Origin of the sequence: Bacillus sp. SW14, from assembly GCF_047608225.1 — a bacterium.
GTDB lineage: Bacteria > Bacillota > Bacilli > Bacillales > Bacillaceae > Bacillus > Bacillus subtilis_G.
Map to the genome: position 1 here is coordinate 3,911,245 of NZ_JBLKRW010000001.1, position 19,561 is coordinate 3,930,805.

Sequence of the window (19,561 nt, forward strand, 5' to 3'; positions counted from 1 at the left end):
CCCATATGAATGAAGTCATCAAATCATTAACAGACCACCGCTCGATTCGCAGCTATACGGATCAACCTGTAGCACAGGAACAATTGGACCACATCATTCAAGCGGTGCAAGCAGCCCCCACTTCTATCAACGGTCAGCAAGTGACTGTGATCACAGTGCAGGATAAAGAGCGCAAAAAGAAAATCTCCGAGCTGGCAGGCGGTCAGCCTTGGATTGATCAGGCTCCTGTTTTCTTGCTATTCTGCGCAGACTTCAACCGGGCCAAAATCGCGCTTGAAGATCTGCATGATTTCAATATGGAAATCACAAACGGATTGGAGTCCGTTCTTGTCGGCGCCGTAGACGCCGGTATCGCCCTCGGCACAGCGACAGCAGCGGCCGAATCCCTCGGACTGGGAACGGTTCCTATCGGGGCGGTTCGCGGAAACCCTCAAGAGTTGATCGAACTGCTTGAGCTTCCGAAATACGTGTTCCCTGTTTCCGGCCTTGTCATCGGGCATCCAGCTGACCGTTCAGCGAAAAAACCGCGTCTTCCGCAGGAAGCAGTCAATCATCAGGAAACCTATTTGAATCAAGATGAGCTGACGTCCCACATTCAGTCATATGACGAGACAATGTCTGAATACATGAGTAAACGGACAAACGGACAAGAAACAAGAAACTGGTCACAGGGCATCGCTTCCTATTATGAGCGCCTGTACTATCCGCACATCCGTGAAATGCTTGAAAAGCAAGGATTTAAAGTTGAAAAATAAGCCTCACCCGGCCTGTCGGATTTTCCGGCGGGCCTTTCGATTGTCCGGTTAAAATCCATTGACTTCTATTTAGTTTATTTGGTAAAATTTTTTCATTGTTACTCATTGGTTTTCTGTGAACCAATGGGTTTTCTAATGTTCAAGAAAGAAGGAAGCCATGAGATGCTTGATAAAAAAACAGATATCTTGTTAACTGCGAGAAAGCTTTTTTCGGAAAAGGATTTTACGTCGGTTTCTATGCAGGCGATCGCAGAAGAATGTAAGATGTCAAAAGCTTCGATATATAAGCTGTTTCAGTCTAAGGAAGATCTGCTTTTAGAGCTGCTGTCATTTAACCAGAAGCAAATGGTGGCCGCGGCCTCAAGACTTCAGGAAAATACCTCGCTGACACCGGAGGAGCGTTTGATGCAAAAGGTCAAAATGGAGCTGGAAGGCTTCAGGCGGAACCAGCAATTTTTCAATATGCTGACCTACGGGAACCCTAAGCTGCATAATAACCGGGTCAAACAGCATATCCATCAGACCAGATCAACGATTATTTGCTGGCACCGCGATTCGCTGATCCAGGCGTATGGAGAAACCATTCTCCCGTTTGTGTGGGATTTAGTCATCATTCTTCACGGCATGATGCGCGAGTTTGTCATGCTGATCAAAATCGAGGAAAAACCGCTTGAGCTTGACCCCATCGCAGCGTTTATCATCAGCACCCTCAATCAGCTTGTCAAAAACAAGGAAACCCGGCAGTCTCTCCTTCCTCCTGAAGCCATCGAGCTTTATATTCATTCAGCATCCTCCTACAAGCCAAAGGATAAATCAGCCCTGTTGTCGGAAAGCCTGAAGGAATTACACCAAGGCATTTCTTCCCTGCCCCCCGCGGACTTTGACGTAGATGAACTGACATCCGCAGCCGCTATGCTGGAGGAAGAAGCGAAGAAGAAAGAACCCCGCGCTTTTTTGCTCAAATCACTGATTGGCTATCTGGAACAAACCGGTGTTTTAACACAGCCCGTTTCGATGTTAAAAACACTGTTAATTACTTAGAGAAAAGAAGGGATATGTATTGGATAAAAGTATTGCACCAAAACCTTTTAATCGTTCTGTCATTGTCGGCATTTTATTAGCCGGGGCGTTTGTCGCGATTTTGAATCAGACGCTGTTAATTACCGCGCTTCCCCATATTATGAGGGATTTCAATGTAGATGCCAACCAAGCGCAATGGCTGACAACTTCATTTATGTTAACCAACGGGATTTTAATTCCGATTACGGCGTTTTTAATTGAGAAATTCACGAGCAGGACGCTGCTCATCATAGCAATGAGTATTTTCACTGCCGGAACAGTCGTCGGAGCATTCGCGCCGAACTTCCCGGTTCTACTGACAGCGCGTATCATTCAAGCAGCAGGTGCAGGTATTATGATGCCGCTCATGCAGACCGTATTCCTGACGATCTTTCCGATTGAAAAGCGCGGCCAGGCTATGGGTATGGTCGGATTGGTCATCTCGTTCGCGCCTGCAATCGGGCCGACTCTTTCCGGATGGGCAGTCGAAGCTTTCTCTTGGAGATCTCTGTTTTATATCATTCTTCCGTTTGCTGTGATTGATTTAATTCTTGCCAGCATCCTGATGAAGAACGTGACGACTTTAAGAAAAACACAGATTGATATTTTATCAGTGATCCTTTCGACATTTGGATTCGGCGGGCTTCTGTACGGCTTCTCAAGCGTTGGATCTTATGGCTGGACCAGTTCAACCGTCTTGATTTCACTGCTGGTGGGTGCTGTCGCACTTATTTTATTTATTACTAGACAAATGAAACTTGAAAAACCGATGCTGGAATTCCGCGTCTTCACGTTTGGCGTGTTCAGCTTAACAACACTGCTTGGAACGCTTGTCTTTGCACTATTGATCGGTACGGAAACCATCCTGCCGCTTTATACACAAAACGTCAGAGACGTCACAGCTTTTGATACAGGACTCATGCTTCTTCCGGGAGCCATTCTGATGGGCTTCATGTCACCGATCATCGGCAGAATCTTTGACCGTGTCGGCGGAAGAGGGCTGGCAATCGCCGGTTTCTGCATCATCTTCCTGACATCGCTGCCGTTTATGCAGCTGACCGACCATACGTCACTCGCTTGGATTGTTGTGTTGTATACCGTTCGTCTTTTAGGTACCGCCATGATCATGATGCCGGTGACGACAGCCGGAATCAACGCGTTGCCGCGCCACCTGATTCCGCATGGAACAGCGATGAACAACACCATCCGCCAGGTCGGCGGCTCGATCGGAACCGCACTTTTGGTGTCCGTCATGAGCAACCAGGCGGCACACGCAGGCACGACAAATGTGAAACACGCCGCCTTGCACGGCATGAACGCCGCATTTCTCGTGGCAGCCTGCATCGCACTTGCCGGCTTCCTTCTATCATTTACATTAAAGAAACCTCAGCGCCCTGCCGAACAGCAGGCGGCACGCTGATCACATAAAAAGGGCCCCAGCGGAGGCCCTTTTGTTTACTTCTCTAAACCGTCTTTCACTTCTTTAATCATTTGCGTCATAGACTCAAGTCCGCCTCCTGATAAGTACCAAGTAGCAGAATCAAGGTAAACGACGTGATCATTTTTCACTGCGTTTACGTTTTTCACATAATCGTTTTCAACGACTTGTTTTGTAGATGATGTTTCTCCGATTGCTGTACCGCGGTCAATGACAAACAGGTAATCCGGGTTTGTTTTTGAAATGTACTCGTAAGAAACACTTTGTCCATGAGTAGAGGCTTTGATGTTTTTATCAGCAGGTGTCACGCCGAATACGTCATGGATCAGGCCGTATCTTGATTTAGAACCGAACGCGCTGATTTTTCCGTCGTTCGCCATGATGACAAGACCGTTTTTGTTAAGCTTTTCAGCTGTTTTCTTAAGGTCTGCAATTGAGCTATCAATTGTTGCAAGTTCATCTTTTACTTCATCTTCTTTATCAAAGATCTTACCGATTGTTTCCGCGTCTGACTTAAATGACTCCATGTATTTCGCTGTGTCCACGCCAAGGTAAATCGTCGGCGCGATATCAGAGAATTCTTTGTAAGACTCAGATTGTCTTCCTGAAATAATGATCAGATCAGGGTCTATTTCAGCCACTTTTTCAAAATCCGGCTCTTTTAAGCTTCCGACATCCGCATATTTGTCATCTTTGAATTGGGACAGATATTTGGGAAGGGCTTGTTTCGGGAGGCCTGCCACTTTATCATCAAGGCCGAGTTTATCTAACGTATCTAAGCTTCCAAAATCAAACACGACTACTTTTTCAGGGTTCTTTGGAACTTTTGTGCCGTCTTTGTCAAGCAGGTGTTTCACTGTGATTTGTTCATTCTTTGAATCAGAACCTTTGCTGCTGCTTGTGCTTTGGTTTCCGCATGCAGAAATGACAACTGCCGTCACCAAAGCGATGAATAATAATGCAAACTTTTTCATGCTCTTCACCTCTTCTATAGATTAACAAAAATAAACACCTATTCTTTGATGATCAATCGTCTGAATCGGGATGGTCATATCGTAGATTTCTTCAAGCACAGAGGTTTCAATAATCTCCTCAGGCGGCCCCTCTTTTACGATTCGGCCGTTCTTCAAGGCCACGATATGATCGGAGTAGACGGATGCGAAGTTGATATCATGAATCACGATCACGATTGTTTTTCCAAGCTCCTCCACCAGCCGTTTCAGCAGTTTCATAATTTCAACTGAATGTTTCATATCCAGATTGTTCAGCGGCTCATCCAGAAAAATATAATCGGTGTCCTGGGCAATGACCATTGCGATAAATGCCCTTTGGCACTGTCCGCCGCTCAGCTGATCTAGGTATTTGTCCTGAATGTCTTCCAGTTTCATATAGCCGAGCGCCTGGTTGATATGACCCCAGTCTTCCTCTGTCAGCCGGCCTTGTGAGTAAGGAAATCTGCCGAAGCTGACGAGATCTTTGATGGTGAGCCTGATATTGATTTGGTTCGCCTGCTTCAAAATGCTCATTTTTTTAGCAAGCTCTTTGCTGTCGCATGATCCAATCTCTTGGCCGTCTATGAAAATCTCGCCGGAATCTTTTTTGATCAGGCGGCTCATTATAGACAGCAGCGTGCTTTTGCCGGCGCCGTTTGGACCGATAAACGAGGTAATTTTACCCTTTTGAATCGTGACTGACGTCTCTTCAAGGACCACTTTCCCGCCATATTGTTTGCTTACATTTTTGACCTCTACCATGATTTATTCTCCTTTAACAGCAAGTAGATAAAATAAATCCCGCCGGCAAAATTGATAATGACGCTCAGCGTCGTTGAGAAGGTAAACACTTTCTCAACCACAAACTGTCCTCCCACCAGCGCAATGATGCTGATCAAGACGGAGCCTGCGATTAGGTATGAATGCTTATATGTATTCAAGAATTCTCTCGCCAGGTTGACGACAAGAAGCCCTAAAAACATAATCGGCCCGACTAGCGCTGTTGAAACAGAAACAAGGATCGCAACCACGACCAGCATCTGCTTCACCACTTTGTCGTAGTCAATGCCCAAATTCACGGCGTGCTCGCGCCCAAGCGACAGCACGTCAAAAAACTTCGTAAAACGCCAGACGTAAACGCCTGTCAGCAGGAAGATGATGAACGCGAGCCATAACAAATCCGTATTGATGTTGTTAAAGCTGGCAAACATCTTGTCCTGCACCACTTGAAACTCATTCGGATCAATCAGCATCTGCATAAAGGAAGACAGGCTGCTGAACAATGTGCCAAACACGATTCCAACGAGCAGAAGGAAAAAGATATTTCTCCCCTCTCCCTTAAACATGAGCTGATAAAGAACAAGGGAAAACAGTATCATCAGCAGAACAGAGATGATAAAGTTCATGTTTTTATTCATGATGACCATATTTGCAGAACCGAACAAAAAGATAATGCCGGTTTGAATCAGCATGTAGAGAGAATCAAGGCCCAAAATGCTCGGCGTCAGGATGCGGTTGTTCGTAATCGTTTGAAAGATCATCGTCGAAAACGCAATCGCTCCTCCCGTCAGCACAATAGCAGCGACCTTTTTGATTCTTCTCGGCAGGGTGTAATCCCAATTGCCTACGTCATAAAACAAAAACAAGCCAATACATACAATGGCTAAACCAACGAGCAACGCAATTTTCATCTGGTTACGCATACGCTTTTCTCCTTAACAGCATAAACAGGAAAATGCCGCTGCCGATGATTCCGACCATCAGGCCAATCGAGATTTCATAAGGGAAGATAATGATTCTGCCCAATATATCGCAAAACAGCACAAAAACCGCTCCCAATAGCGCCGTGTGCGGCAGGCTGTTCTTTAGATTGTCTCCTCTGTAAATCGATACAATATTCGGGATGATCAAACCGAGAAACGGAAGCATACCGACAGTCAAAATGACAAGAGACGTGATCAGGGACACGATCATGAGCCCGATGTTCACAACCCGCTTGTACTTCAGGCCGAGGTTGACAGAAAAGCTTTCTCCCATACCGGCCACTGTAAATTTATCCGCATACAAATAGGCAATGATGACGAGCGGAATACTCAGATAAAGAAGCTCGTATCTTCCTTTCACGACTAAAGAGAAGTCTCCCTGAAGCCATGATGACACATTCTGGATCAAGTCATATTTATATGCGATAAATGTCGCGATGGAACTGACGATATTCCCGAGCATTAAACCGACAAGCGGAATAAAGATGGTGTCGTTAAACTTGATTCTTTCAAGGATTTTCATAAACAGAAAATTCCCTGCAAGGGCAAAGACAAACGCGACCAGCATTTTGATTAAAGGACTGGCGGATGTAAACAGCAGCAAAGAAATTAAAATGCCAAGCCTCGCCCAATCCACTGTGCCCGCGGTTGTCGGTGACACGAATTTGTTTCTGGTGATCTGCTGCATAATCAAACCGCAGATGCTCATGCTTAAACCCGCGATAATGATGCTGATCAATCGCGGCAAACGGCTTGCAAACAGCGTTGACGCCTCTTGTTTGCTTAAATCAAAGAGATCAAGCGGCGACAGATCTTCTACGCCGATAAATACAGATGTGACTGCTAATATGATAAGTAGAATAAATAAGTAACGTAGCTTCATGCTGCCTCCTCACATCCTTACAGCAAAAAGAACGTATCTCCTACTCCGCAAGGACTCAAAACAATATGGCCATATAGTAATTGATTATCATTATCATTTACATATTACCATTTTTCTAGTGTTAGTCAATATTCTTTCAAAATATTAATCTGATCATATAATCAATTTTACTCATCGTTATCATCATTTTCAAATCCCAAATCGTTAGGCTGTTTACCATATTTATCTTCACAACGCATGTATACGGTCAGCAAACCTGACATCGTTCCTCGTGGAAAATACAAATGTTCATTCCAGAAAGAAATTACCCCTTGATTTACAGGACTGAAAGAGAGATAATAAATACTAAATTTGTGAGAAAATTTTAAACATTAGGAGATGTAAACATGAAGGTCGTTAAATTCGGAGGCAGCTCACTCGCTTCAGGCGCTCAGCTTGAAAAGGTGTTTCACATCGTAACCTCAGATCCGGCACGGAAAGCTGTAGTCGTTTCAGCTCCGGGAAAACGCTATGCTGAGGATACGAAAGTGACTGATCTCTTAATCGCATGTGCAGAACAATATTTGGCATCAGGCAGCGCCCCTGAATTGGCGGAAGCTGTTATGGAACGGTATGCCCTCATCGCCAATGAGCTTCAGCTGGAGCAAAGCATTATCGAAAAAATCCGCGATGATCTGTTTACGCTTTTAGAAGGAGATAAAAACGATCCCGAGCAGTATCTTGACGCAGTCAAAGCCAGCGGGGAGGATAACAACGCCAAGCTGATCGCCGCCTATTTCCGCCATAAAGGCGTCAAAGCGGAATATGTCAACCCGAAGGACGCCGGCCTTTTTGTGACACATGAACCCGGCAACGCGCAAGTTCTTCCTGAATCCTATCAAAACCTCTATCGTCTTCGGGAACGTGACAGCCTCATTATTTTTCCCGGTTTTTTCGGATTCAGCAAGGATGGCGATGTGATCACATTCTCACGGAGCGGTTCTGATATTACCGGTTCCATTCTCGCCAACGGACTTCAAGCTGATTTGTACGAAAACTTTACAGATGTGGACGCTGTGTACTCTGTCAATCCGTCCTTCGTTGAGAATCCAAAGGAAATCAGCGAACTGACATACAGAGAGATGCGGGAGCTGTCCTATGCGGGCTTTTCAGTTTTTCATGATGAAGCGCTCATTCCGGCGTTCAGAGCGGGGATTCCCGTACAAATCAAAAATACGAACAACCCGTCAGCCCGAGGCACCCGTGTCGCAAGCAAGCGGGATAACACAAATGGTCCTGTCGTCGGCATTGCCAGCGATACCGGCTTTTGCAGCATTTATATCAGCAAATATTTAATGAACAGAGAAATCGGATTTGGCCGCAGAGCCCTTCAAATTCTGGAGGACCATGGTTTGACGTATGAGCATGTTCCATCGGGAATTGATGACATGACCATCATCTTACGGGAGGGTCAAATGGATGCCGTCACTGAACACAGCGTGATCAAACAGATTCAAGAGGAGCTGCACGCCGACGAAGTGATTGTCGAGCATCATCTCGCACTGATTATGGTTGTTGGAGAAGCGATGCGCCACAATGTCGGCACAACGGCGAGAGCGGCCAAGGCATTATCAGAGGCAAAAGTGAATATCGAAATGATCAATCAGGGATCTTCTGAAGTGAGCATGATGTTCGGCGTAAAAGAAGCCGAAGAAAGAAAAGCCGTTCAAGCGTTATATCAGGAATTTTTCGCGGGCGTGCTGATCTCTTAATTACATAAATAGCGGGCGCAAACGCCCGCTATTTTTTTATGCCCATCTGGCTCATAGCTGTGTCCATTTTTTCTCTTGTCCTCTAATGGCCCTGACAAACGGACCTGTTCTGCATACCTTATAGTATCCATTATAGGGAGGTGAAGCCTTATGTCAGGATACACTGGCGGCGGCGGTTACAATAATTCATTCGCTTTAATCGTTGTATTGTTTATTCTTTTGATTATTGTTGGAGCGGCTTATGTAGGCGGCGGCTTCTACTAAACCTTTTTCACTTACCCGTATGGCGCCGTAAGACAAATTAATCTTACGGCGTTTTTGTTTTTTATATGGTCCATACCCAATCCTCTGTGATCATTCAGCATATGATAATGTAATCTCACAAGGAGGTGGCACAAGATGTCAGGTTATGGAGGAAACTCATTTACTTTGATCGTTGTGTTATTTATCCTCTTGATTATTGTGGGTACTGCATTTTATAACGGGGGATACTAAGAAAAATATTCTCCGGTGAAGAGCAGCGCCGTGACATACATGTCTTGCGGCGCTGTTTCTGTAAAAAACCCCTTCTCACTAATGAGAAGGGGGGCTGGTTCTTACGTCATTCCTCTTTCCGCCACATGAAAGTCGAGTGCTTCCGCGTTAGCTGAGACGCCAGCCGCTGTAAAAATCGCAGCCGCGGCCAAACAAATAACAAACAACTTAGATTTCAATTTCATACAAACCTTCACTCCTTTGTATTTGTTTTCTTGCCTCTTCAACTTTTAGAAAGTAGGAAGCAGACAGTTTGAACCGTTTCTGTTCATAGTAATATTTTGCTACTTCTAGGGCTAAATCCTCTATATCAGCGTACATATTTTTATTTTTTAAGTATTGGAAACATCGTTCGATTCCTATTTCATTGGGCTGATCCTGATATAGGGATTTCAAAAATTCGAATTTTGCCGCGTAATCTGCATCGTCTGTTTCTTTAGCATATTCATAGCCCCGCTTGTGATATTCCGAAGCTTTATCATGTTTTCCCCGTTTATAATAAATCAGGGTGATTAAAAAATAGGCTTGCGGCAGTGAATTGATAATCCGGCTGCTTTCAAACGTGGAGACCGCTTTTTCAAAGTAGTCAATAGCAGGGTCGAGAATGTCTTGATTGTAATAGCATAGTCCGAGATTGTAGTATGCTCTTCCGACCAGCTGGGCTTTTTGTTCTGCTTCGGCCATATCGAGCGCCAATTTAAAATGGCTTGCGGCTTGTTCAAAATTCCTTTCATCCATCAGGTTAACCCCGTAGACGAAATGGCATTGAATGATTCTCACATTATAGGTTTCCTGCTCCACATAAATTTCATAGGCGTTTTTTATATTGATCAGTGAAAAGTACGTTTGCTTCATATAATAATAAGCTTCCGCGATTTTAAAATAGAATTCAGCCCGTTCAATATGGTCTGCGACAAAGGAGAGCTTCTTTTCCGCCTGTTTATAGTATGTAATGGCAGAAATAAATTCCCGCTTATCAAACTCATACATCCCGCGGAAAAAATTCACATAGTAGTCGAGCAGCCCTTTGAGATCCGCCTGGTTGCTGTCAATGTTTCTTGATAATTCAGACAGGCTTGGCTGGTCCTCGATATTTAATTTCTCTAACGGCTCAAGATAATCAAGCATAAGCTGGTGGCGAAATTCCATTAGTGAATAATAGAGCAGCAAGTTGGAATCATGCTGCATGTGTTTCAGTTCCTGCTGGATTTCAGCTTTTAACACTTCGGCATCCGGCACGCTGAATGTGCGGATATATTTGTACCACTCGTTAATTTTTTGACCGACCGCTGAAGAAGGAATTACCCCGCTCTTCATTCCTTCACCCTCTCCCATCAAAAACTGTTTATGTCATATTTTATCATGTTTACAGGCCGTCCCGACCCGAAAAACACGCAATCTTTGTTTCGGGAGCACGCAATAAACCGAAGCGATGTGCAAAAAAGGCGGCTGCATTTGACGATGCCGCCCTGTATGTTATTGCTGTTTTGCCGTTAAAGGAAGGCGGATGATGAATTTCGTGCCTTTTCCTTCTTCACTCTTGATTTCTACTGTGCCCTGATGCATTTCAACGAGCTGCTTGACGATGGAGAGACCAAGTCCGTATTCCCCGTATGCCGTGTTCGTTCTTGAAATATCAGCCTTGTAGAACCGCTCCCAAATATGCTCAATATCCTCTTTTGAAATGCCGATTCCCGTATCCTCGATTTCGATAATCGTCTCTTTATATCCTTCTATTCCGCGCAGCCAAATGTTGCCGTTTTGCGTAAATTGGATGCTGTTTTTCGTAATGTTGACGAGAATTTGAATTAACCGGTCATAATCGGCATGGACGATAATGTTATCCTCTACCTGAATCGTCAGCTTGTTTTGCTTTTCTTCCGCCTGCTGTTCCAAGTGCTCTTTCACAATTTCAAAAACCTCAATCAGCGGAACATCGAGCTTGTTCAAGGTAATTTGCTGGGATCTGATTTTTTCATAATCCAGATTTTCTTTGACGAGCCGCAGCATGCGCTTTGTTTCCTCACTGATGAGCGAGAAGCATTTTTCCTTCTTATCATCAGGAATCGTATGGCTGTTCAGTCCTTCAACCAAGCCGTTAATCGTCGTCAGCGGTGTTTTTAATTCGTGTGATACATCAGCGATAAACTGCCTTCTCCGCTTCTCAAGGCGGTCGATTTCATCCCTTGATTGCTTTAATTTTTTCGCCATGATCGTAAAATCAGACGCCAGCACGCCGATTTCGTCCCGGTAGCTGCTTTCCAAGTGGATGTTATAATCACCGGAAGCCACTTTATCTGTCGCTTCTCTCAGCTTTTCAATCCGTTTCACATGGAATTTGGACAGAAGCCAGCTGACGAGAATGGTAATCACAAGTGTGCTGATCACAGCGTAAAACATGTAGAGATTGACCTGATTGACCATCTGTTCAACACCGCTGATCGGAGAAATCAGCAGAACGGCGCCTTTAAATTCGTTCTGAACAAAAATAGGCTGCGCCACAAGAGAGACTTCATCATCGAAACGGCCATCCGCTCTGATCATGACAGTCTGCCCTTTCTTCAGCTTACTCCACTCAGATTTCTTAAGCTTTTCTCTTGGCGGAAAACCTTCGGGCATGAAATAAGGGCGCTGTTTTTCATCAAAGAGCATAAACTGTGTCTTTCTTGTGCTCAGCAAATCCTGATACGGGTACAGCCTGTGCATGTCAACCTGGCCTCCTTGGAATTCGTTTGCGATCTGTACCGCGTATGATGTCAATTCCTCTACTTTGTTTTGATAGGCAAACTCTTTCACAAAATGGGAAAAGAGAGAAATGATAATGACAAACGCTAAAAGCAAAATGCTGATATGGCTCAGCAGCAGCTGATATAAATATTTAATCTTCATCAAATTTATACCCTACTCCCCACACCGTATATAGGAAAGGCTTGTCCTCGCTGGCAAGCTTTTTCCGCAGCCGTTTAATATGAACGTCGACCGTTCGCTCATCTCCGTAGAACTGATAGCCCCATACCTGCTCAAGCAGCTGTTCTCTAGAGAATACCTGCCGCGGATTTTGGACCAGGTAATAAAGCAGATCGAATTCTTTCGGCGTGAGGTTTTCTACAGGCTCTCCGTTTAAAAATACTTCTCTCGTCTTCTTATTAATGGTAAAGCATTCCGATTCGATCAAATCTTCATCAATGACCGCTTTGCCTGTCGCCTGATATCTTCTGATGACGGCTTTAATGCGGGCAACCAATGTCAGCGGACTGAACGGCTTCGTGACATAATCGTCCGCTCCCATCTCAAAACCGATGACCTGATCTGATTCAGTGTCTTTGGCAGTCAGCATGATAATCGGCACTGTGCTTGTCTCTCTTATTTTTCTGCAGATGGTCACGCCGTCCATGGATGGAAGCATAATATCCAAAATGATCAGGTCCCAATTTTCTTCCGTAAAACGCTGGTATCCCTCTAACCCATCATGAACGAATTCCGCTTCAAAACCTTCCTTAAAAAAGAACATCTCCGTCATCGTACATACACTAACATTATCTTCTATCATTAATATTTTCATTGTATCCTCCGGTTGTTTTGATGCTTTTCTATATCATAGCACCATTTTATACAGATGCATTTGTGTTTCACAATTGTTAGTTTTTATTGACTAGCAATACATTGTTCATAGTTTTTTCATACCTTAGGACTACTATTAATTTATCAGCAAGCGGGCCCGCTCCACAGGCGGCCTTAACAATATAAATACCTATACGGAGGAACATACATGAACTTTATCAAACGGGCCTTTTGGAATATGAAGGCGAAAAAGGGAAAAACGTTATTGCAATTATTTGTGTTTACAGTCATATGTGTCTTTGTTCTGTCAGGCCTCACCATTCAGTCGGCAGCACAAAAATCAAGCGAACTGGCCAGACAGGAGCTCGGCGGAAGCGTGACGCTCCAGGTGGACCGCCAAAAGCAAATGGAAAAACAGCAGGACAGCGGAGAAAAACGCAGCTTCGAATCAACACCGATCAAAATATCTGATGCGAATAAACTTGCAGCACTTGATCATGTGAAGAGCTACAACTACACCACATCAGCTTCAGCCAACGCAGGAAACTTTGATGCGATTGAAAGCTCTAGTTCAAGTGATTCCAGCTCAAGCAGTTCAAGCTCAAATAATAAAAACAGCCAAGGCGGCGGACAAGGCGGGCCGCAAATGGTTCAAGCCGACCTTTCTATCGAAGGTGTCATCAGCACAGCGTTAGTCGATGACTTCTCTGACGGAGATTCAAAAATCACAGACGGACGCGCGATTACAAAATCAGATGTCGGCAAAAAAGTAACAGTGATCAATGAAACATTAGCCGAAGAAAATGATTTAAGCGTTGGCGATTCGATCACAATTGAATCAGCCACGGATGAAGATACAACGGTGAAGCTGAAGATTGTCGGTATCTATAAAACAACGTCTTCAGGCGACGACCAAGCCCAGAATTTCTCTTTTTTAAATCCTTACAACAAGCTGTACACACCTTACACAGCAACAGCGGCGCTGAAAGGTGACGACTATAAAAACACAATTGACTCAGCTGTTTACTATATGGACGATGCGAAAAATATGGATTCTTTCGTAAAAGCAGCGAAGAAAACATCAATTGATTTCGATACGTACACACTGAATACAAACGACCAGCTTTACCAGCAAATGGTCGGTCCGATTGAAAATGTGGCTTCATTCTCTAAAAACGTCGTGTACCTTGTATCAGCGGCGGGCGCGGTCATTCTCGGCCTGATTGTTATGATGTCAATCAGAGAACGAAAATATGAGATGGGCGTGTTAATGGCCATCGGTGAAAAACGCTGGAAATTGATCGGACAGTTCTTAGCTGAGATTTTGATCGTGGCCGTTATCGCCATCGGTCTTGCATCAGTGACGGGAAATCTAGTCGCAAACCAGCTCGGAAATCAGCTTTTATCCCAGCAGGTCAGTTCATCAACTGATTCAACGCAAAACGCAAGCGCACAAAGCGGACAAATGCCTGGCGGCGGCATGGGCGGCGGCATGTTCGGCCACAGCTCAACAAACACGAATGTCATTGATTCACTGAACGTCGCGGTTTCTATGAACGACATGCTTGTTCTTGGCGGAATCGGCATCTTAATCGCCATCATCGCAACATTGCTGCCGTCTATTTCAGTACTGCGGCTCCATCCGAAAACGATATTGACAAAACAGGAATAGAAAGAGGCGAAACCTATGAGCTTATTAGAATTTCAACAAGTCGGCTACTGGTATAAAGAAAAGAGCCAGCCATTGTTTCAGGATATCAACATCAGCTTTCAAAAAGGAAAATTCTACACAATCGTCGGCACATCAGGGACAGGAAAAACCACTTTCCTGTCTCTGGCAGGCGGACTTGACGCACCAAAAGAAGGAACCATCCTTTACGGCGGAAAAGCTGTTTCCAAAATCGGCTTAACAAATTTCAGAAATCAATATGTATCCATTGTCTTTCAGGCGTACAACCTGCTCCCATATATGACGGCTCTTCAAAACGTCACAACCGCCATGGAAATCACAGGTTCTAAAGAAAAGAACAAAGAAGCATACGCGCTGGAAATGCTTCAGAAGGTCGGCATCAATGAAAAACAAGCCCGGCAAAAAGTGCTGACACTGAGCGGCGGACAGCAGCAGCGGGTTTCAATTACAAGGGCTTTCTGCTGCGACACGGATCTCATCGCAGCCGATGAACCGACAGGGAACCTTGATGAGGATACATCAAAAGAAATTGTGCGGCTCTTTCAAGATCTGGCGCACAAGGAAAATAAATGCGTCATCATGGTGACGCACGATGAGCAAATTGCGAAAGTATCGGACATCAACATCAGGCTTTCAAGAGGTAGCTTTACTGTGAAGGAAAACGTCGCAGTCGTATAACAAAACGCGCCTCTGCCAGTGCAGACAGGGGCGCACCCTATATCCCCCTTTTATATAGAAGTGAACGTAAAAAGAGCGGCGGCTGCATCCCCCCGCTCTTTTTATTGTTTCTTTTCTTCCGACGGCTTTAATTTCTCTCTTCTCTTCTTTTTCCAAACGGCTATGATAAACAAGAAAAGCGGAAACAAAAACTGAAAAGGCAAATGAATATAGAGCGGCACCACATTCAGGCCTTCGTTCAAATGCTCGGAAAAGTTGGTCGCAATTGTAATGGAAAGAACTAAGATGCCAAATCCCATCGGATAAGCCAATTGAGAAGGGTTCTTTTCCTTAAAAAGCGTGGACGCGCCCACCACCACCGCGTATAAATAAAGGCTGACCTTAAAGAAACCACCGATAATCAGCGCCAGCATAAAAAAGACATCGAGACGGTCTAAAAATTCTTCAACCTTGATCGTCTGAATTGTGCTTAATAGCGGAAACTGAGATCTCAATGTCAAATCAACATCAAGCACACTGATATTAATGGCCACGGTAAGCGTCACAACCAATCCGCTGATGATCATGGCAAGCATCCCTGTTTTTTTTACACCTTTACGATCACTGAGATAAGGAAAAATCATCACAAATAAAACAACCTCACCGAACGGTACATACATCGTTTGCGTAAAAACAGAGTGAACGATAGGATAAACGCCGTCTGCTAAAACCGGTTTTAAATTTTGCGGTTCTACAGAGCCTGATACAATAAGCAGTACGAGACCGAGCGCACCTAATAAATACATGGCCCCAAAAAGAAGTTCCGCTGACCGGGCCAGCACTTCAATCCCTTTTCTGACTGCATAAATGCTTACGACTATTAATAGCGCATTGACAATAATGATAGGTGTATCATGATATGCAAACGTCAGCAGCATTTCTCCGAAGTCACGAAGCACCCGTGCGGCAATATAGGCAAAGTATAAGATATAGAGAAATGAAAAAATCCAGCTGAGCGTGGTGCCGAGCATATCATCCATATATTCTTTCGGGGAAAAGTCCGGGTAGCATTGGTATATGCCCTGATATAAATAAAACAGAAACAAACCGGCCGCACAGCCCAAAAGCACTGCTATCCAGGCATCTCGGCCCGCAATCGTCCCCGGGGTAATCAATAAGGAGCTGCCCAGCTCAAAAATGATAATCATGACAAACAGCTGCCTGATGCTGATTTGGGCTTTTTCCATCTGTCACTTCCCCTTTCTCCAAGGCCTATTCATGGTCAAGCTGGTGCCTGATCGGATTATTACGCAATCCCGTTCTTCTGATATACGTCTCCGCCTTTATATCGACAGGCAGTTCAGGCAAATACTCTTTGTCCCATGTGCGTTTCATTTTTTCCCACTGCTTTGGATACTTTCTGTAGATCGTCTCTCCAAATCCGATAAAATCTATTTTATTCTTTTTAATGGTTTTAACAGTTCTGCTGATTTCATGTTCTAATTCTTTGTTTAGCGCTTTTTCGATGCTTGCCAGCACCTTCGGATCAGACAATTGAAACGGGTATTTGACCGCGTCTATGATGCCCTCGACAGTGACATGAACATGAATTCGCGGGCGGCCGTTGCGCATCTCGGGGCTTAGCTTTGTGACTTGATGCGTGATCTGTAAGCTTACCGCATCCTTTGTCTTGCCCCAATCGGCATTAATATACGTATGCTGAATTTGATTCTTAAGCCAAACCACACCGGAGCTTACCGTATCATCTTCAATCCAATATTTTAAATGGCCGGTTTTATCGAAGACCGCTAAACCGTTCGCCTGAAGAATCGCTTTCGGATCAGTCGCCTGTGTGTTTTCCAGGCTGATCCCTTTTTCGCTGTCACCGATCATCAAATACCCGGGTATGACCGGCGCTTGTGTCGAAGCAGCAAGAGTTTTTATGACGTCCTGAATATTTGTTTTAATGACCCGTCCATATTGGGCCTGTGTAAAGTCGAGTGTTTTATTGACTTTATTTGACGGAATTTTGTCAATCGGGGTCAGGGTTTTCACAATGTTTTCCGCTTTCGTTTTATGAGCGATGACCACTGTGGCTGCTGTTCTGAATTCTGTGTCGCGGTCAAGATTATCTAACACAAAATCCAACCCTTCCTCTTTCGCCAGCTTTTCACTGATCACGATCAGATTCGTATGGGCAAAGTAAAGCCGCCTTGATACTTTCATGGAGGCTTTTCTCAGCGCTTCCGTCATGTTGTCGCCTTCAATCGAATAAACGGATACAGGCGGCCTGTCTCCCGCGCCGCCTCCCTGAAGCCCGCCGGCTACATTTCCGGGATTGATAATTTGAAAATGCAGTACATAGTTTCCTTCATTTGTTCTATCGATGCCAATTGCCGAAATAATCGCCAGGTCCGTCAGTTCCCGCTTATCCCAGCAGCCGGGCAGCACAATGATGCTTAAAAGCATGATAACGGCTAATACACGATTACGTATCATCCTTATCCCCTTCTTCCAGTTCTTTGTTCACCATTCCCCGTGAAGCGTCAGGCAAAGGCCGCTGATGTTTTGACTGGCGCACTTTATCTTTCTTGCTGATTGATTCCGGGCGTTTTTCATCGGCCCACCACGGCACCCTAAACAGCGCGTCCTTTACGCCTTGAGAAGAATAGGGAGCAAGCGGCGACATATAAGGAACGCCAAAGGAACGAAGGCTGCATAAATGGACAATCATGATAATAATCCCTAAAATCAGCCCGTAAAATCCTATAACAGCTGATGCAATGATAAAGATGAACCGAATGAGCCGGGCTGAAATCGCCATCGCAAACGCCGGTGTTGCAAAGCTGGCAATAGCCGTGAGGGCAACGATGATGACCATGGCCGGAGAGACGATGCCAGCCTGTACGGCGGCCTGCCCGATAACAAGCGCACCTACGATAGACACCGCCGAGCCGACGACACGCGGAAGCCTGACTCCCGCTTCTCTGAGAATCTCAAACGCAATCTCCATCGTGAGTGCTTCGACAACAGCCGGAAATGGGACAATTTCCCGCTGGGCGGCAATGACAACCAACAGCTGTGTAGGAATCATTTCCTGATGAAACGTCGTGGCCGCCACGTAAACAGCCGGCGCCACAAGTGAAATAAAGAAGACTAAAACCCGCAGAATCCTTATGCTTGTCGCAATGTCAAAGCGCGAATAATAATCTTCAACAGACTGAAAGAATTGAACAAATAAGGCCGGGGCAATCAGAACAAACGGCGTTCCGTCCACAAGGATCGCAAATCTTCCTTCCAGCAGATTTCCCGCTACAACATCAGGGCGTTCTGTATGATACATGGTCGGAAACGTTGTAAATGTTTCATCTTCAATCAGCTGCTCGATATATCCCGACTCTAAAATACTGTCAATATCTATTCTTTTCAGGCGTGAGCGAACTTCCTTCAGCACCTTTTCCTCACAAATGCCATGAATGTACATCAGCGCGACATCCGTGTGTGTTACAGATCCGATTTTCATTTTCTCTACCCATACATTCGGATTTTTGATGTATCGTCGGACCATGGAAATATTGGTTTGAAGAGACTCTGTAAACCCTTGGCGCGGGCCGCGAAAGGACACCTGGGTGCTCGGCTCTTGGATGGAGCGCTGTTCTCCGCCCTGTGTGCTGCAGATCAGCGCCTCTTCTGAATCGTCTGCAAAAACCAGCGCATTGCCGAGCATTAATTCAGAAAAAAGCTTGTCCCAATCCTTATCCGCCTTCACCCCGCCCAGCGGAAGCGTTTTTTCTAGAATCTGCTGGATCGCATGAGAATTTTGAATGGACTGGTCTTCAACCAAAGGCTCAATTAAGGATTCATGAAGCGTGTTATTATCGACCAGACCCGCAATATAAATAACGGCGAGGCGGACACGCTCCTGTTCCCCGATTTTGATCTCGCGAATGATAACATCAGCGCTGCTTCCGACTTCCTTCTTCATTTCCGCTATGTTTTTTTCCAAACTCGAGGAAATGAGAACCGGCCTTTCTTTTTCTTTCTGCTGTTCGTGATTCTTTTCTTCTGTATTCTGCTTGTCTTTTGCATCGGTATTGTTCTTTCGCTTTGAAAATAAAGGCATACACAAATACCTTTCTTTGTCGTTTTCTCATATTCTCCCTTTAGGCGTTAAGATTATGCATGTGTCCGGCGAGCGGTATAACTCTCTGATAAAGATAGAAACTAAAAGGCGGAGGGTGATCAATCATGAAGATATTAGGCGTGACTGCGCTTTTATTGTTTTGTCTGTTAGTTATTTCTGTTTTCATGGACACGCTGCAAGGGTTCAGCTTGATAAAAGCCATATACAACAATATGTCCAGCTTCAAAATGACAACGTTTGCTGAGGGGATCGTGTTTTTATTTTTTATATTGGAATTGAGCAGAGAAATATTCTTGATGTATAAATCGAAAAAAAAGAACCCCTAGAAGGGGCG

At 44.8% G+C, this 19,561-nt stretch carries 20 protein-coding genes; 9 read left to right on the top strand and 11 right to left on the bottom strand.

All coding sequences use genetic code 11. The features are described 5' to 3' along the window. Window positions 1-5: 5 nt before the first annotated feature. The 3 genes from ACMX2I_RS19850 to ACMX2I_RS19860 all read left to right on the top strand — a co-directional run bounded on the left by ACMX2I_RS19850 (window position 6) and on the right by ACMX2I_RS19860 (window position 3,234). On the top strand, window positions 6-755 hold the full coding sequence (locus tag ACMX2I_RS19850) for an NADPH-dependent oxidoreductase (protein ID WP_414958104.1): 750 nt from the start codon (window positions 6-8) through the stop codon (window positions 753-755). A gap of 162 nt (window positions 756-917) precedes the next feature. Further along, entirely contained in the window at window positions 918-1,796 is an 879-nt protein-coding gene (locus ACMX2I_RS19855) for a TetR/AcrR family transcriptional regulator (protein ID WP_414958105.1), read from the top strand. Between the two features lie 19 nt (window positions 1,797-1,815). After that, window positions 1,816-3,234: an MDR family MFS transporter gene (locus ACMX2I_RS19860; RefSeq protein ID WP_087993031.1), complete on the top strand. Its 1,419-nt coding sequence runs from the start codon at window positions 1,816-1,818 to the stop codon at window positions 3,232-3,234. Window positions 3,235-3,269: 35 nt separating this feature from the next. Here the strand turns inward: ACMX2I_RS19860 and ACMX2I_RS19865 are convergent, their stop codons facing one another. The 4 genes from ACMX2I_RS19865 to yclN are packed head-to-tail and all read right to left on the bottom strand — an operon-like array spanning window position 3,270 to window position 6,890. Next, the gene (locus ACMX2I_RS19865) at window positions 3,270-4,226 is read right to left on the bottom strand and encodes a siderophore ABC transporter substrate-binding protein (protein ID WP_087993032.1); all 957 of its coding nucleotides are present in this window, start codon (window positions 4,224-4,226) and stop codon (window positions 3,270-3,272) included. A 21-nt stretch (window positions 4,227-4,247) separates the two neighbouring features. Beyond that, the gene (gene yclP / locus ACMX2I_RS19870; RefSeq protein WP_414958106.1) at window positions 4,248-5,006 is read right to left on the bottom strand and encodes a petrobactin ABC transporter ATP-binding protein YclP; all 759 of its coding nucleotides are present in this window, start codon (window positions 5,004-5,006) and stop codon (window positions 4,248-4,250) included. Then, window positions 5,000-5,947 carry a petrobactin ABC transporter permease YclO gene (gene yclO, locus ACMX2I_RS19875; protein WP_414958107.1) on the bottom strand — a complete coding sequence of 316 codons (948 nt, stop codon included), beginning with the start codon at window positions 5,945-5,947 and terminating at the stop codon, window positions 5,000-5,002. Before yclO ends, yclP begins: the two co-directional genes overlap by 7 nt. Continuing rightward, complete coding sequence (yclN, locus tag ACMX2I_RS19880) at window positions 5,940-6,890, bottom strand: petrobactin ABC transporter permease YclN (protein ID WP_414958108.1); 951 nt, start codon at window positions 6,888-6,890, stop codon at window positions 5,940-5,942. Before yclN ends, yclO begins: the two co-directional genes overlap by 8 nt. Before the next feature lie 386 nt (window positions 6,891-7,276). On the opposite strand from yclN, the gene ACMX2I_RS19885 reads away from it, so the two are divergent. The 3 genes from ACMX2I_RS19885 to ACMX2I_RS19895 all read left to right on the top strand — a co-directional run bounded on the left by ACMX2I_RS19885 (window position 7,277) and on the right by ACMX2I_RS19895 (window position 9,136). Next, on the top strand, window positions 7,277-8,641 hold the full coding sequence (locus ACMX2I_RS19885; RefSeq protein WP_414958109.1) for an aspartate kinase: 1,365 nt from the start codon (window positions 7,277-7,279) through the stop codon (window positions 8,639-8,641). 150 nt (window positions 8,642-8,791) lie between these two features. Continuing rightward, window positions 8,792-8,905, top strand: a complete 114-nt coding sequence (locus tag ACMX2I_RS19890; protein WP_039075856.1) for a YjcZ family sporulation protein — start codon at window positions 8,792-8,794, stop codon at window positions 8,903-8,905. A gap of 135 nt (window positions 8,906-9,040) precedes the next feature. Further along, the gene (locus ACMX2I_RS19895) at window positions 9,041-9,136 is read left to right on the top strand and encodes a YjcZ family sporulation protein (RefSeq protein ID WP_148962990.1); all 96 of its coding nucleotides are present in this window, start codon (window positions 9,041-9,043) and stop codon (window positions 9,134-9,136) included. 101 nt (window positions 9,137-9,237) lie between these two features. Here the strand turns inward: ACMX2I_RS19895 and phrC are convergent, their stop codons facing one another. From phrC to yclJ, 4 genes are all read right to left on the bottom strand, one after another. Next, a complete protein-coding gene (gene phrC / locus ACMX2I_RS19900) occupies window positions 9,238-9,360 on the bottom strand; it encodes a phosphatase RapC inhibitor PhrC (protein ID WP_087993038.1) in 123 nt (40 codons plus the stop codon). Beyond that, complete coding sequence (gene rapC / locus ACMX2I_RS19905) at window positions 9,344-10,492, bottom strand: response regulator aspartate phosphatase RapC (protein ID WP_414958110.1); 1,149 nt, start codon at window positions 10,490-10,492, stop codon at window positions 9,344-9,346. The genes phrC and rapC overlap by 17 nt, the downstream gene beginning before the upstream one ends. A 159-nt stretch (window positions 10,493-10,651) precedes the next feature. Then, window positions 10,652-12,067, bottom strand: coding sequence for an ATP-binding protein (locus ACMX2I_RS19910; protein WP_414958111.1), 1,416 nt, complete (start codon window positions 12,065-12,067; stop codon window positions 10,652-10,654). Continuing rightward, on the bottom strand, window positions 12,054-12,737 hold the full coding sequence (yclJ, locus tag ACMX2I_RS19915) for a two-component system response regulator YclJ (protein WP_003240180.1): 684 nt from the start codon (window positions 12,735-12,737) through the stop codon (window positions 12,054-12,056). The genes ACMX2I_RS19910 and yclJ overlap by 14 nt, the downstream gene beginning before the upstream one ends. Before the next feature lie 207 nt (window positions 12,738-12,944). Here yclJ and ACMX2I_RS19920 point away from each other — a divergent pair, with 207 nt between their 5' ends. After that, complete coding sequence (locus ACMX2I_RS19920) at window positions 12,945-14,408, top strand: ABC transporter permease (protein WP_414958112.1); 1,464 nt, start codon at window positions 12,945-12,947, stop codon at window positions 14,406-14,408. 15 nt (window positions 14,409-14,423) lie between these two features. Continuing rightward, window positions 14,424-15,104 carry an ABC transporter ATP-binding protein gene (locus ACMX2I_RS19925; RefSeq protein WP_414958113.1) on the top strand — a complete coding sequence of 227 codons (681 nt, stop codon included), beginning with the start codon at window positions 14,424-14,426 and terminating at the stop codon, window positions 15,102-15,104. A 101-nt stretch (window positions 15,105-15,205) separates the two neighbouring features. Here the strand turns inward: ACMX2I_RS19925 and ACMX2I_RS19930 are convergent, their stop codons facing one another. Genes ACMX2I_RS19930 through gerKA form a run of 3 tightly spaced genes read right to left on the bottom strand, consistent with a single transcriptional unit; the run spans window position 15,206 to window position 19,206 of the window. Then, window positions 15,206-16,330 (bottom strand): spore germination protein, encoded by a 1,125-nt coding sequence (locus ACMX2I_RS19930; RefSeq protein ID WP_414958114.1) that lies wholly within the window; start codon window positions 16,328-16,330, stop codon window positions 15,206-15,208. Window positions 16,331-16,355: 25 nt separating this feature from the next. Next, the gene (locus ACMX2I_RS19935) at window positions 16,356-17,582 is read right to left on the bottom strand and encodes a Ger(x)C family spore germination protein (protein ID WP_414958115.1); all 1,227 of its coding nucleotides are present in this window, start codon (window positions 17,580-17,582) and stop codon (window positions 16,356-16,358) included. Then, the gene (gene gerKA, locus ACMX2I_RS19940) at window positions 17,572-19,206 is read right to left on the bottom strand and encodes a spore germination protein GerKA (protein ID WP_414958116.1); all 1,635 of its coding nucleotides are present in this window, start codon (window positions 19,204-19,206) and stop codon (window positions 17,572-17,574) included. Before gerKA ends, ACMX2I_RS19935 begins: the two co-directional genes overlap by 11 nt. Window positions 19,207-19,331: 125 nt before the next feature. Between gerKA and ACMX2I_RS19945 the strand changes: the two genes are divergently transcribed. Continuing rightward, window positions 19,332-19,553, top strand: a complete 222-nt coding sequence (locus ACMX2I_RS19945; RefSeq protein WP_414958117.1) for a hypothetical protein — start codon at window positions 19,332-19,334, stop codon at window positions 19,551-19,553. The last annotated feature ends 8 nt before the right edge of the window (window positions 19,554-19,561 follow it).